Here is a 14,419-nt window from a genome sequence, read left to right on the forward strand (position 1 = left end):
ATATCTTTCTCTGTATTGTTTATTGCTCTGTCAGTTGTGAAATAGGGTCATTCAGGATTATTATCTGAACCTTAATTGACATCTATCAATATTTTACAGCTACGTCAGTACCATAACTTTAACAGGGATTATTAACTTTGCTTCAACTAAAAAGAAAGAGATGTTTTTTGTAGGACTAGCCGGATCGATGATACCTTACATCCTTTTGATGGGCGTAATGCTTGTTTTTACTTTAGGTGCAAACACCGAAGTATTAAAGAAGCTGTCAGCGTCCAAAGAGCCGGTAAAAACGATTGTCCTCGAAACAGCAACATCAACGTCTACCGACAATACATCAATCAGTTTTCATTATTCTGAATACAAGTTCCCGGATAAATTAGCCGAGGAATTAAATTCAGAGGCGTCGATTGCTGATCAAATTGAATTGCCGGATAAGATTGAAATCAGAGGCAACGAATTATATCCGCCTTTACGACCGCATTATCATTCCAATTACTGTACCAGGTACTTCGGGTTATCTCCTCCTGATTTGGCATAATGACCACCAGCTAGTAAAACAACCTGAAGTTTAATTATTATCTCCATTATGATTGGAATTATTGGATTAAGCCACAAATCGGCACCTGTACATATTCGCGAAAAGTTTGCATTCGATAAAACTGAAAGCGCCAGGTTAGCGAAGCTAATTTGCCAGAATAAGTATATCCGGGAAATCGTTATTTTGTCAACCTGTAACCGAACAGAAATTTATTTCAAAGCAGATGAATGCTGCTCTTCCGGTGCCTTCAATATTATTATCAGCTACCTGCATAGACAAGCTGAGGTTGGTGACGAGATGAACAAGCATTTCTATCGTTTGGCAGCTGATAAAGCAATAACCCACCTGTTCCGGGTAATTTCAAGCCTTGAGTCGATGGTTTTGGGCGAATATCAAATTGTTTCCCAAATCAAAGAAGCATTCAAAAATGCCGAAGAAAACGGAACTGTTGGTAAAGTATTGACACGCTTATTCCACAAAGCACTCGAAACAGGAAAACTTGTTCGCTCGAATACGCAAATGAGTACAGGCGCCTTTTCAGTTAGCTATGCCGCTGTTGAGAAATGTAACGATCAGTTCAGAAACCTGAAGGATAAAAACATCCTATTGATAGGAGCTGGAGAAACCGGTGAGCTGGTCATTAAAAACCTGTTCAAAAAAGGCTGTAAAAATATTACTGTTACCAACCGCACCGCTGCCAAAGCTGAAGAGCTGGCCAGACGATATAGCGGGCAAGCACTCCCCTATTCGCAAATGATGGCGGGTGTCCATGACGCTGAAATTATTGTGAGTTCGATTGCAACAAAAGAACCAATCTTCAATGCAACAACAATAAAACCACACCTGAACGGTCATCCGAAAGTTATGATGATTGATTTGGGAGTTCCGCGGAATATTCACCCGGATGTGACCGAATTATCGGGAATTTCGCTGATCAATGTGGATGACCTGGAGGAAGTGGTAGCAGGCAATCAGGAGAAAAAACAAGCATTAGTATCGGTAGCCGAAGATATTATTTCGGAGAAAGTTACCGAGTTCTCCGACTGGTTAAACAGTCGTAATTTATCTCCTGCCATTCAGCAGATTATTTCTTCCATCAGCACTGTTAACTCGAACGAATTGGAGGTTTTCAAAAAATTTCATTCGGAAGAAGATATCCAGCACATGGAGAAATACGGTAAACACATTACAGAGAAACTAATCAATTCAATGATTAAAAATCTGAAAACAATCAGTGACAACGGACGTCAAACCGAATTTATTAAAGTTGTCAACGATCTCTTTTCCCAAACCAATGAGCAATAATACGATCAAAATAGGCACACGGGGCAGCAAACTTGCTCTGTGGCAAGCAACACAAGTAAAAGCAGCTATTTCTGCTGCATTTCCCGATTTAATTGTAGAAACTATTATCATCAAAACCAAAGGCGACATTATACTCGATGTGTCTTTATCGAAGATTGGCGATAAGGGTTTATTTACCAAAGAAATTGAAACAGCGCTTTTAAATGGCGAAATCGATTTGGCCGTTCATAGTTTAAAAGACTTACCCACCGAGTTGCCAGAAGGATTGTGTATCGGAGGGATGCTTCCACGCGGAGAAGTTCGGGATGTATTTATCTCAAAAGATGGCCGAAAGCTGGATGAAATGACGCCAACCGATCGGATTGCAACTTCCAGCCTTCGCCGCAAAGCGCAGCTGTTGGCATACAATCCCAACCTGAATATTGTTGATATCCGCGGGAATGTGGATACCCGTCTGAATAAAATGAACGAAGATCACTGTGATGCATTGTTGATGGCTGGTGCCGGAATTATCCGCTTAGGCTATGACAAGTATATCACCGAATTTTTGGATCCCAAAATCGTTCTACCGGCAGTGAGCCAGGGAGCCGTCGCTATCGAAATCAGAGAAGATGACGAACACATCCAACGAATTATTGATGCCATTTCGGATGAAAACACCTGGAACACAACCATGGCTGAACGTTGGTTGCTTCGCACACTCGAAGGTGGGTGCCAGGTACCTGTCGCTTGTTATTCTGAAGTTGAAAAAGATCAACTCACTTTAACCGGTCTCGTCGCGTCTGTTGATGGCAAGCAAGTTATTCGCAAGGTTGTTACATGCCCGATGGACCAAGGTTCTGAAAAAGCCATTGAACTGGCGGAATCAATAATTGCAGAAGGTGGCAAAGAGATTCTCGATCAGATTCGCGCGGTTTAAAAACAATGGCAGACAGGCAAGACGCAAATAAAATTCATGGCAAAATAATCATCTGTACTTACCCCAAACCCGAACCGGACGATTTTGCAATCCTACTCGAACAATCGGGGGCTACAGTATATTCTATGCCTGCAATTGAAATTCAACCTTGCTCTTATCATCTCGATCAAAACGTTTCAAATTACCAGTGGTTAGTGTTCACCAGCAAAAACGGCGTTCGCTCCTTCGCTGCGGAATTGAAAAAACTTGATTTCAACAAGATTGCTGTTTTGGGTGAAGGAACAGCCTTCGAATTACACAAACTCAATATCGAACCGGATTATATTGGAACCGGCCGATCAGGTAGTGATTTTGCGGAGGAACTCAAACAAGTCTTTAAGCCAAATGAATCGGTTCTACTCCTACTTGGTGAGTTGGCTCCGGACACCATTCAAACTAAATTAAGTGCAACGCATTTGGTGGAACGGATCAATGTTTATCAAACAAAGCGCCCTGAGGTTTGGAGCCGCGAATGTTTAAAATTAATTGAAGAGAATCTCTACGATCTGATGATAATTAGCAGCCCTTCGGCCATAAAAAATTTATACCTTGCACTTCAGCCTAAAAATATCGATTGGCGAATAATCAGCATTGGCAAAACAACGACTGCTGCCTGTCGCGAATTACAAATCGAACCTTTAGCCACTGCTAAAGAAGCGACTTATATTGGACTGGCTGAAACAACAATTGAATTCTTACAACATTAAAAAATATAAGATTATGAGTTATCCTGTTACACGCTTACGGAGACTTCGTAAATCAGCTGTTATACGCAATATGGTTCGCGAAACAGAAGTAAATCGCGACGATCTGATTATGCCTTACTTTGTGTTGCCGGGCGAAAATATATGCAATCCCATCAAATCAATGCCAGGTAATTTCCAACTGTCTGTTGACCTGTTGGTAAAAGAAGTTCAGGATTTGGTTGAAACGACAGGCGTCGACAAAATTCTCCTTTTCGGTATACCAGAGGAAAAAGACGAAACCGGTCATGTAGCCTGTCATCACGACGCTATTGTCCCGAAGGCGATCCGCGCATTAAAAGAGGCAATCCCCAATATCTTAATCGTTGCTGATGTTTGCAATTGCGAATATACAACTCACGGACACTGCGGAACCATCGTTGACGGAGACGTTGACAACGACAGTACGGTTCACACACTGGCAGCACAGTCGGTAACACTGGCCAAAGCTGGTGCCGACATTATTGCTCCAAGCGATATGATGGACGGCCGCGTTGGTGCTATCCGCAAAGCGTTGGATGAGAACGGCTTTCACGCGACTCCAATCATGGCCTATTCTGCCAAGTATGCATCAGGCTTTTACGGGCCTTTCCGCGATGCTGCAGAGAGCGCTCCAAAATTTGGCAACCGCAGCACGTACCAAATGGATCCGGCTAATAGCGATGAAGCACTGCGTGAAGTAGAACAAGACATTATTGAGGGGGCCGATATGGTGATGGTGAAACCGGCTTTAAGTTATATGGACATTATCCACAGGGTAAAAACGACCTTTAATATGCCTGTTGTTGCCTATAATGTGAGTGGCGAATTCTCAATGGTAAAAGCTGCTGCTGCCAACGGTTGGATTGATGAGGAACGACTGATTAAGGAAATCCTTACCTCCCTGAAACGTGCAGGTGCAGAAGTGATCATTACCTATCACGCCAAAGAATTTGTTTTAAGTGAATTGAAAAAAGGAAACCGCGTGTAAGGTTTCGAAAAACTTCAATCGTATGAATTACAGTAAAAGTATATCGGCTTTTGACGAAGCCAAACAATTAATTCCCGGTGGAGTAAACTCCCCCGTTCGTGCCTTCAAAAGTGTACAGGCCGATCCCTTGTTTATTGCAAAAGCAAAAGGTGCCCGTGTTTGGGACATCGATGACAACGAATATATTGATTTTGTCTCCTCTTGGGGACCGCTGATTTTAGGACATGCCAATCCTGCAATTGTTGAAGCAGTGCAAAAAGCGGCCGAATTGGGAACCAGTTATGGTGCGCCAACATTGATTGAAACTGAAATGGCCAAGCTGATCACTGAAATGGTTCCATCGGTTGAAAAAGTTCGGATGGTCAACTCCGGAACTGAAGCGACTATGAGTGCTCTTCGGTTGGCTCGCGGCTACACTAAACGCGACCTGGTCATAAAATTCGCCGGTTGCTACCACGGTCATGCAGACAGCTTTTTGATCAAAGCAGGTTCGGGCGCAATTACTCTGGGGCTGCCGGACAGCCCGGGTGTAACAAAAGCTTCAGCCCAAAATACATTGACAGCCGAATACAACAACCTTGATTCCGTTAAGGAGCTATTTGAAGCTCGTGGTGAAGAAATCGCTGCTGTTATTGTGGAGCCGGTTGCCGGTAACATGGGTTGTGTACTTCCAAATGAAGACTTTTTGAAAGGCCTTCGTGAAATCACCAAACAATATGGGGCTTTACTGATTTTCGATGAGGTTATTACCGGGTTCCGCTTATCTGCCGGAGGTGCGCAGAAACACTTTGGCGTGATGCCAGATTTGACAACTCTTGGTAAAATTATTGGTGGTGGATTGCCGGTTGGCGCTTACGGTGGTTCAAAAGAAATCATGGATATGCTGGCTCCCAACGGACCCGTATACCAAGCCGGAACATTGTCCGGAAACCCCTTAGCAATGGCTGCCGGTTCGGTCATGTTACGAACGCTGAATGATAATCCATCCATTTATAAAGAGCTGGACCGAAAAGGAGCTAAAGTTGAAGCCGGATTGATGGCGAATCTTGAAAAGGCTGGTATTCCGGGTATCATCAACCGCATTGGATCTATGATGACATTGTTCTTCACCGAAGAAAAAGAAGTAAAATCTTTCGATCAGGCTATGAAATCCAATGCTCCCCGCTATGCCAAATTTTTCAAAAAATCTTTAGAAAGCGGCATCTATCTTGGTCCTTCTCAATATGAATGTTTCTTCGTCTCTGACGCACATACCGATGAAGACCTGGAGTATTTGCTTGAAGCCAACGAAAAAGCCTTAAAAAGCCTCTAAACCAATCAACAAACTTATCATGCAAGATTCAATCTTCTTAAAGAAATTAAAAGGGCAACAAACCGATCGTCCACCGGTATGGTTTATGCGCCAGGCGGGAAGGGTACTCCCAAACTATAATAAGCTGAAGGAAAATTATACCTTCCATGAGCTAATGGAAGATCCAAAGCTAGCGGCCGAAGTTACACTGATGCCAATTCACGACCTTGGAGTTGATGCTGCCATCTTGTTCTCCGATATTTTGGTCATCCCCAATGCGATGGGAATGGAACTGGAATTTACGGATCACGGACCGGTTTTCAACAAACCTCTGAAAGGACTGAAAAATCCGGCAGATCATTTGGTACCGGCTCCTGAAAAGCTCGAATATATCTACAACAATATTGAGGAAATCATTCGTCAACGTCCGGCCAATATTCCATTAATTGGTTTTTGCGGTGCTCCGCTAACCACCTTGTGTTATATGGTACAGGGTATTAGCTCGAATCCGAACTTCCCTGATGCCATTAAATTCCTGTTTCAACACAAAAAGGAAGCACAACGCCTGATTGACGCGATTGCAGATTTATCGGCTCATTACGCAAAAAAGCAAATTGAGCATGGTATTGAAGCCTTTCAGTTGTTTGAAACCCATGCCAACCTGATACCGATTGAAATGTATAATGAGATGTTTATGCCGGCCGTGAAGAAGATCAGTGCGGCAGTCCGCGAAACAGGGACACCGTTTATTTTCTTTCCAAAAGGAATCGGCACCGGCTTAAAATGTGTAACACCTGAGCTAGCTGATTTTGTTAGCATCGATTGGCAAATGCCAATTGACCATGCCCGTGAATTAGTTCACCCAGAAGTTGGGTTACAAGGCAACCTGGATCCACGTTACCTTTACGGAACCACCGAAGAACTAAAAGAACGATTGGAACAATACATCCCATTCTTTCAAAAACATCCGAACTGGATCTTCAACCTGGGGCACGGATTCCTACCAGACATCCCTTACGAAAATGCCAAATTTGTAGTCGACTGGATTAAATCGGTTGACTGGAAAAAATAGATCAGCAAATGTTATTGCAAAAAGAAAGAGGAAGTTAAAACTTCCTCTTTCTTTTTTGTTGAACTCTATTAGTTACTTAAATCTTCAAATTCGACATCGGTATAATTCTTTACCATCTCCTCTTCATCAACACCGATTTCTTCATCCAAATCAACGGTATCAGTAATGGCTAATTCTTCCTGGTATTCTTCCTTCTGATCGAAATTATCTTCTTCAGAATACTCCAATGGTTGATTGCCAACAATGAAATCGACAACTTCATTCAAGCCATCAGCGAACTTTTCAAAATCCTCTTTATACAGGAAAATTTTATGTTTCTCAAAATGAAACTTACCATCTTGATCGTATCGTTTCTTACTCTCGGTGATCGTTAAATAATACTCGTCTTTTCTTGTGGATTTAACATCGAAGAAATATGTCCTTTTACCGGCCCGTACAGCTTTTGAATAAATTTCCTGCCTGAATTTACTATCCATTTCTTCGTTCAATTCTTCATTCTTTTCAAAGCCTTCCATCTTATTTGTTTTTGATTAGTCAATCGTTAGTTTATCAAAAGTAAACAAATATTCTGAAAATTATAAAAAACTGCTCATAAACAGATCAGGTCCAAATAAGCCAACAAATGTTCACTTTATTGCCCTTGATAGTATTGTAAAGCTTTCGGCATTAATTTTTCTAAAGCTGCAATTCTGTTCTCATCAACCGGGTGTGTACTTAACCATTCCGGGTTTCCGCTCCCGTTCGAAGACATTCGTTTCCAAAAGGCGACTGCTGAACGCGGATCATATCCCGCAATTGCCATAAAAATCAAGCCCATTTCATCGGCCTCGTATTCGTGTTTTCTGGAAAAAGGCAGCATAAGACCAACTTGGGTACCTGCTCCGTAAGCCGCATTAAAAATCGCCCGTGTTTCTTCGGGTTTTTCCTGTGTGGCCGTTGCTAAGGCAACACCCCCCATCTGGACAAGCATGGCATGGCTCATTCGTTCATTTCCGTGACGAGCAACGGCATGGGCAATTTCGTGCCCCATAACTACTGCCAGTCCGTTTTTGTCTTGTGTGAAAGGCAAAATGCCGGTATAAATAACAACTTTTCCTCCCGGCATGCACCAAGCATTCGGAACATCACTCTCGACCAGATTAAACTCCCAGTTAAAATTCCCGAGATAACTTTCAAACCCATTATCTTTTAAATATTTTTCCACGGCAGCAGAGACACGTGCTCCCACATTTTTAATCAAATCTGTTTGCTTTTTATTCGTTGAAAGTTTGTTCTCTTTCAAAAACTCGTCGTAATTGCTCAAACTCATCGCAACCATATCTGACTCAGGATAGAGGCTCAACTGGCTACGTCCGGTCAACGGCACGGTTTTACATGAATGAAGGACTAACGAGATCGTCAGTAAAATTGCAAACCCTAAAGAGCTCAGGATCATTCGTCTTTTCATAGTATTAAATTTTGATAGTCTAAGATAAACAAATTGAAACGAAAAAAGGTGACTACAAACAGTCACCTTTCTTAATATCTATGAAGTATTTTCTAGCTGTAAATTTCCTTTTTAGCAGCTAACAATGTGTTTTTCAACAAAGACACACGAGTCATTGGTCCTACTCCTCCTGGTACAGGTGTGATGAATGCACATTTCTCAGCAACTTCATCAAATACCACATCCCCCCTCAGTTTCCAACCGGATTTAGTTTCGGTTGATTTGACACGTGTCGTACCAACATCGATCACCACAGCACCCGGTTTCACCATATCAGCGGTAATAAAGCCGGGAGAACCCAATGCTGCAATCAGGATATCGGCGCTTGCACACAATTCTTTCAGGTTTTTTGTGCGACTGTGAGCGACAGTAACAGTAGCATTCATCTCTTTTTGAGACATCAGCACACTCATTGGACGACCAACAATATTACTGCGGCCAACGACTACACAATTTTTACCCGATGTTTCAATTCCGTGACGCTTAATTAGCTCAACGATACCGTCGGGAGTCGCCGAAACAAAACATGGTAACCCGATAACCATACGTCCTACGTTGATTGGATGAAAACCATCTACGTCTTTTTTCGGATCAATGGCTTCAATAATCTTTTGTTCGGAAATATGTTTTGGAAGTGGTAATTGAACAATGAAACCGTCTACATCTTCATCGTTGTTCAATTCTTCAACTTTTGCCAACAACTCAGCTTCGGTAACATCATCTTCATAGCGAATCATACTGGACTTGTACCCAACTTCTTCGCAATCTTTAATTTTGTAAGCGACATAAGTTTCGCTACCTCCATCGTGTCCAACCAAAATAGCTGCCAAATGGGGCGCTTTACCGCCGTCTGCCATAATCTTCTTTACTTCCAGAGCAATTTCTGCTTTGATTGTCTTAGCAGTTTTATTTCCGTCAATTAATTGCATGCGTATTATTTATAATCTGATTAACGTCTTTTCATATTTCCCATCATGCCACGCATGTTTTTCCCGCTCGACACCATACGCATCATTTTACGGGTTTCGTCAAATTGCTTGATCAGGCGATTTACTTCTTGTATATCGGTTCCCGAACCATCAGCAATTCGCTTACGGCGTGTTCCATTCAGCAGAGCCGGATTATCGCGCTCTGTAGGGGTCATCGAATGAATAATGGCTTCAATGTGCTTGAAAGCGTCATCATCAATGTCAATATCCTTCAATGCTTTTCCCATTCCTGGAATCATCGCAGCTAAATCTTTCAGGTTACCCATTTTTTTGATTTGCTGAATTTGAGAAAGGAAATCGTTAAAGCTAAAGGTATTTTTAGCCAGTTTTTTCTGCAACTGACGCGCTTGATCTGCATCAAATTGTTCCTGGGCACGTTCAACCAACGATACGATATCACCCATCCCCAAAATACGGTCGGCCATACGTTCCGGGTGGAACACATCCAGCGCTTCGAGTTTTTCGCCGGTACCAACAAACTTGATTGGCTTATCAACAACCGAACGAATTGAGATCGCTGCACCACCACGGGTGTCACCATCCAATTTGGTTAGAATCACACCATCAAAGTCCAAACGATCGTTGAATTCTTTAGCAGTATTCACAGCATCCTGACCGGTCATAGAGTCAACCACAAACAAAATCTCATGAGGATTAATCGCGTCTTTTACAGCAGCGATCTCATTCATCATTTGCTCATCAATTGCTAAACGACCTGCAGTATCGACAATAACCAGGTTTTGATTATTTTCTTTTGCCGACTTGATGGCAGCCTTCGCAATTTTAACCGGATCCAAATTTCCGGGTTCGCTATATACAGGAACATTGATTTGCTCACCTAAAACTTTCAACTGGTCGATCGCTGCAGGACGGTATACGTCGCAGGCAACCAGCAATGGGTTTTTGCCTTTTTTCGACTTCAGGAACTTTGCCAGTTTCCCGGAGAAAGTGGTTTTACCCGAACCTTGCAAACCGGCCATCAGAATAACAGTAGGATTGCCTTGTAGATTCACTTCGACAGAAGTTCCACCCATTAAGGTAGCTAATTCGTCGTGAACAATCTTTACCATCATCTCACCGGGCTTAACGGCATTTAGCACATTTTGCCCCAGTGCTTCTTCTTTTACTTTTTCGGTAAACGATTTGGCAATTTTAAAGTTGACGTCAGCGTCCAACAAGGCCCTTCTGACTTCTTTTAATGTTTCAGCAACATTGATTTCGGTAATTTTCCCCTGCCCCTTCAGCAGTTTAAATGACCGTTCTAACTTCTCATTAAGATTTTCAAACATAGCAGAAGTACAATTGATTTTTAAAGCTCGTGCAAAAGTACAAAAATAATACGAAGAAGAATTTTTTAAAAATATTTTGTTTTAGGGGGTATCCTTTTTCTGTTTAACGGAATTAAAAGACGAGTGCGCAAGAAACGAAAGAGAAAAATAGAGTGGTATCTATTGACACTTTCCGATTTAAATAATTGAAATGAGTATTTTAATCGACAATATACAGTTATTGCTAATTATAATCTCAAGGAAATTATTCATCGAAACAATTCGTTTCCAAACCCTCAATGAACAAAAGGGTTAATAGCTTAAATAAAAACTATTAATTCAGATTAAAAAAGTCCCTTTTTCACGAATCGCAATTTTCTAGAATTTGGGGGTCAGCGGACCCCCTTTTCTTTTTTCATTTTTTACGATTTGCCGTCTCTCCCACTCTTGAATATTTCACACTAGAACATAAAAAAAGACAATTGTTCCCAACTGTCTTCTTCTATATCTATTTCTAAAAAACTGTGGTTTGAGCTTCCCCTCCACAGCATTATATTTTCACAACATTGATTACATCCGTTCCGGAACCGAAATTCCCATCAATCCCATACCCGACTTAACAATCTTAGCGACGTTTGCCGATAAAACTAATCTGAAGTTCACCACTTGTTCATCTGATTCATTCAAAATAGAATGATCGTGGTAGAATTGATTGTATTCTTTTACCAGGTTATAAACGTAGTTGGCGATTACCGCGGGGCTGTATGCTTCAGCAGCCTCGGCAACCGCTACAGGATACAACGATATTGTTTTGATTAATTCAGTTTCTTTTTCTGAAATCTGTAATGATGCATCAAAACTAATCGATGGATGAATTCCCTTATCCGCGGCTTTTCTTAATACCGACCGAATACGGGCATAGGTATATTGAATAAACGGACCTGTGTTACCGTTAAAATCGATAGATTCTTCCGGATTAAAAAGCATATTTTTCTTCGGATCCACCTTCAAAATGAAGTACTTCAAAGCACCCAAAGCAATTGTCTTATAAGTCTCCATGGCCTCTTCTTCGCTGTAACCCTCCAATTTACCTAATTCCTCAGATGTTTTGCGAGCCACATCAATCATCCCGGCCATCAAATCGTCAGCATCGACAACTGTACCTTCGCGCGACTTCATTTTACCATGCGGTAATTCAACCATTCCGTACGAGAAGTGGTGCAAACCTTTTCCCCAGCTATAGCCTAATTTATCCAGCAAGATCGACAGTACCTGGAAATGGTAATTCTGTTCGTTCCCCACCACATAAACCATTTTATCGATGTCGAAGTCTTTAAAGCGCAGTTTGGCTGTACCAATATCCTGTGTCATATACACAGAAGTACCATCGCTACGCAACAGAATTTTCTGATCCAATCCTTCTTCTACCAGATCGGCCCAAACAGAACTATCGTCGCGCTGTTCAAAAACACCTTCTTCCAAACCTCTCAGCACTTCAGCTTTCCCTTCAAGGTAGGTTTCCGATTCGTAATAAATTTTATCGAAGTCAACGCCCAGTTCTTTATAGGTAACATCAAATCCATCGTAAACCCACTGGTTCATCATCGACCAAAGTTCGATCGTCTCCGGATCTTTGGCTTCCCATTTTAGCAACAATTCGCGGGCAGCAACAATCGACGGAGCTTTTTGCTCAGCCTCTTCTTTTGACAAGCCCTGGCTAATCAACGCTTCAATCTCTTGCTTATAGTGCTTATCGAACAACACATAAAAATTACCGACAAGATGGTCACCCTTGATTCCTGTACTTTCAGGCGTTTGTCCTTCACCCCATTGTTGCCAGGCATACATTGACTTACAAATATGGATCCCCCGGTCGTTCACAATATTGGTCTTTACAACCTTCTTACCATTCGCTTTTAACATTTCGCCTAGGGAAAAACCAAGCAAATTGTTGCGAATATGGCCCAGGTGTAGCGGCTTGTTTGTGTTTGGCGAAGAATACTCAACCATTACCAACGGTGAATCATCCATAGCTTTGGTGAAACCAAATTCACTATCATTAAAAGCTTCAGCCAGCTGATTAATCCAATATGAAGTTGAAATTGTAAAATTCAAAAATCCTTTCACCACCGAAAAAGAAGCCACCTCTTCTACCTGCTCCTGCAGGTATTGTCCCAACTCGCTTGCGGTTAATTCGGGCGACTTTTTAGAGATTCTCAGAAAAGGGAAAACCACAACAGTCAAATCACCTTCAACATCCTTGCGGGTATTCTGAACCTGCACTTTTTGTGAATCAAACTCCTGTCCGTAAAGCTGCTGAACAGCTTCCGCTATTTTCTCTTTAATTATTTGTTCAATAAGCATGTTTGTCATTTTTTAAGGGATGGGCAAAGATAATAGATTCTCCCTTAATCGGTGGTTGACAGGCATAAAAAAAGCCCCACTGACAGTGGAGCTTAAACTATGATTTTGTGTGAATTATTCGGCGACAAAGATCTCGAACTCAACCCGACGGTTTAAGCGCCGGTTTTGTTCCGAAACATTCGGTGCGGCGGGGTTTGCCTCGCCCAGACCATTAGTCGACACGATACGCGACCGGTCGAAGCCCATACTAGTCATAAAGCGCATCACCGACTCAGCCCGCTTTTCCGACAGTTTTTGGTTGTAATCGTCACTGGCCAAATCATCTGTGTAACCCCACAAACGAACCAGGTAAGCCGGATTTTTCAGCAGCATTTCAACCATATTAGCAATTTTATTCTTTGAATAGTCAGTCAGGTTGCTTTGATCGACCACAAAATACACCGGCCGGATTTTAATATCCAACACGCGTGTGTTCCCGCTTTCGATAGCTTCAGCAGCGGTCATTTCCGACGGTTTAATGTCGTCATCTTCTTTCTCAGCCTCCGGATCCGGACAACCGTTAAATTCTTTTTTCCCTTTTACATCCGGACAAGCGTCATCCTTGTCGGCAATTCCATCTCCATCTTCATCCGGACAGCCTTTGGTTGATGCAGGACCAGCTTCGGTCGGGCAATCATCCAGGTGATCAATTACCCCGTCATTATCGGTATCTATCGGGCACCCATGTTCATCGACAAAAACATCGCGCGGTGTCTTCGGACATTTATCTCTCTTATCCGGAACACCATCGCCGTCAGAATCGCGGGAGCCACCGATCGAAATTTCAACGCCAACAGTTGCTTTCCATAAATCATCCCGGTAAGCAGGCACCACATATTCAAATGTCATATTCTCGTCGGAATAGGTTCCACTAAATCCTTTCACATTGGCACCGAAGACATATCCCGCCTGGGCATACAAAGAAATATTACGCTTAATTGGATATTTAACGCCCAGCCCCAGGTTAAAATTGATTCGATTAAGATTGTTATCCGAAATATATGAAGGGCCTCCGTAAACAAACGGTTTCAGCATGCTGCTCTCCGGAAGAATCATTCCGTTGTATAATTTGTACCGAACACCAATCGTACTCAAGGCAACATCAAGATTGCTTTCGATCTTGTTATTTGCTAACCCAAGGTTTTGCAGAAAGAAAACGTCCAAAGACGGACTTAAATAACGGCTAACACTAAGCTCTGGCATGTAGCCCAGACTATTTTCGCCCAAAGCACCGTATACTCCGGATCCAATCCCTACAGCCCACTTACGGTCAGAAGTTTGCGCAGAAACAGATAATATGATCATACTTAGTGCAAAAAGTAGAATTTGTCTTTTCATAGACAGAGATTATTGGTTACTATGTTGAAAACTGAATTTTCGCTAATTTATTTTATTT

The 14,419-nt window shown here is 42.1% G+C and carries 13 protein-coding genes; 7 read left to right on the top strand and 6 right to left on the bottom strand.

Features of this window, described 5'->3' with window-relative positions:
- Nucleotides 1–160: 160 nt before the first annotated feature.
- Genes GJV22_RS11305 through hemE form a run of 7 tightly spaced genes read left to right on the top strand, consistent with a single transcriptional unit; the run spans nt 161 to nt 6,877 of the window.
- Nucleotides 161–538 carry a hypothetical protein gene (locus GJV22_RS11305; RefSeq protein ID WP_163713155.1) on the top strand — a complete coding sequence of 126 codons (378 nt, stop codon included), beginning with the start codon at nt 161–163 and terminating at the stop codon, nt 536–538.
- 48 nt (nt 539–586) lie between these two features.
- A complete protein-coding gene (hemA, locus tag GJV22_RS11310; RefSeq protein ID WP_163713158.1) occupies nt 587–1,843 on the top strand; it encodes a glutamyl-tRNA reductase in 1,257 nt (418 codons plus the stop codon).
- Nucleotides 1,833–2,762 carry a hydroxymethylbilane synthase gene (hemC, locus tag GJV22_RS11315; RefSeq protein ID WP_163713161.1) on the top strand — a complete coding sequence of 310 codons (930 nt, stop codon included), beginning with the start codon at nt 1,833–1,835 and terminating at the stop codon, nt 2,760–2,762. Before hemA ends, hemC begins: the two co-directional genes overlap by 11 nt.
- A gap of 5 nt (nt 2,763–2,767) precedes the next feature.
- The gene (locus GJV22_RS11320; protein ID WP_163713164.1) at nt 2,768–3,508 is read left to right on the top strand and encodes a uroporphyrinogen-III synthase; all 741 of its coding nucleotides are present in this window, start codon (nt 2,768–2,770) and stop codon (nt 3,506–3,508) included.
- Nucleotides 3,509–3,521: 13 nt separating this feature from the next.
- The gene (gene hemB / locus GJV22_RS11325) at nt 3,522–4,514 is read left to right on the top strand and encodes a porphobilinogen synthase (RefSeq protein ID WP_163713167.1); all 993 of its coding nucleotides are present in this window, start codon (nt 3,522–3,524) and stop codon (nt 4,512–4,514) included.
- A 22-nt stretch (nt 4,515–4,536) separates the two neighbouring features.
- Nucleotides 4,537–5,826 (top strand): glutamate-1-semialdehyde 2,1-aminomutase, encoded by a 1,290-nt coding sequence (hemL, locus tag GJV22_RS11330; protein WP_163713170.1) that lies wholly within the window; start codon nt 4,537–4,539, stop codon nt 5,824–5,826.
- Between the two features lie 19 nt (nt 5,827–5,845).
- Complete coding sequence (gene hemE, locus GJV22_RS11335) at nt 5,846–6,877, top strand: uroporphyrinogen decarboxylase (protein ID WP_163713174.1); 1,032 nt, start codon at nt 5,846–5,848, stop codon at nt 6,875–6,877.
- 68 nt (nt 6,878–6,945) lie between these two features.
- On the opposite strand, the gene GJV22_RS11340 is transcribed toward hemE, so the two are convergent.
- The 6 genes from GJV22_RS11340 to GJV22_RS11365 all read right to left on the bottom strand — a co-directional run bounded on the left by GJV22_RS11340 (nt 6,946) and on the right by GJV22_RS11365 (nt 14,361).
- Nucleotides 6,946–7,392, bottom strand: a complete 447-nt coding sequence (locus GJV22_RS11340; RefSeq protein WP_163713177.1) for a DUF3276 family protein — start codon at nt 7,390–7,392, stop codon at nt 6,946–6,948.
- A 116-nt stretch (nt 7,393–7,508) separates the two neighbouring features.
- Nucleotides 7,509–8,324: a M48 family metallopeptidase gene (locus tag GJV22_RS11345; RefSeq protein WP_163713180.1), complete on the bottom strand. Its 816-nt coding sequence runs from the start codon at nt 8,322–8,324 to the stop codon at nt 7,509–7,511.
- Between the two features lie 92 nt (nt 8,325–8,416).
- Nucleotides 8,417–9,292, bottom strand: coding sequence for a bifunctional methylenetetrahydrofolate dehydrogenase/methenyltetrahydrofolate cyclohydrolase FolD (folD, locus tag GJV22_RS11350; RefSeq protein ID WP_163713183.1), 876 nt, complete (start codon nt 9,290–9,292; stop codon nt 8,417–8,419).
- Between the two features lie 20 nt (nt 9,293–9,312).
- Complete coding sequence (ffh, locus tag GJV22_RS11355; RefSeq protein ID WP_163713186.1) at nt 9,313–10,641, bottom strand: signal recognition particle protein; 1,329 nt, start codon at nt 10,639–10,641, stop codon at nt 9,313–9,315.
- Nucleotides 10,642–11,190: 549 nt separating this feature from the next.
- Nucleotides 11,191–12,993 (bottom strand): arginine--tRNA ligase, encoded by a 1,803-nt coding sequence (gene argS, locus GJV22_RS11360; protein ID WP_238480316.1) that lies wholly within the window; start codon nt 12,991–12,993, stop codon nt 11,191–11,193.
- Between the two features lie 105 nt (nt 12,994–13,098).
- A complete protein-coding gene (locus GJV22_RS11365) occupies nt 13,099–14,361 on the bottom strand; it encodes an OmpA family protein (protein ID WP_163713187.1) in 1,263 nt (420 codons plus the stop codon).
- Nucleotides 14,362–14,419 lie beyond the last annotated feature (58 nt).

This window comes from Mangrovibacterium lignilyticum (assembly GCF_010882175.1).
GTDB classification, from domain to species: Bacteria; Bacteroidota; Bacteroidia; order Bacteroidales; family Prolixibacteraceae; genus Mangrovibacterium; species Mangrovibacterium lignilyticum.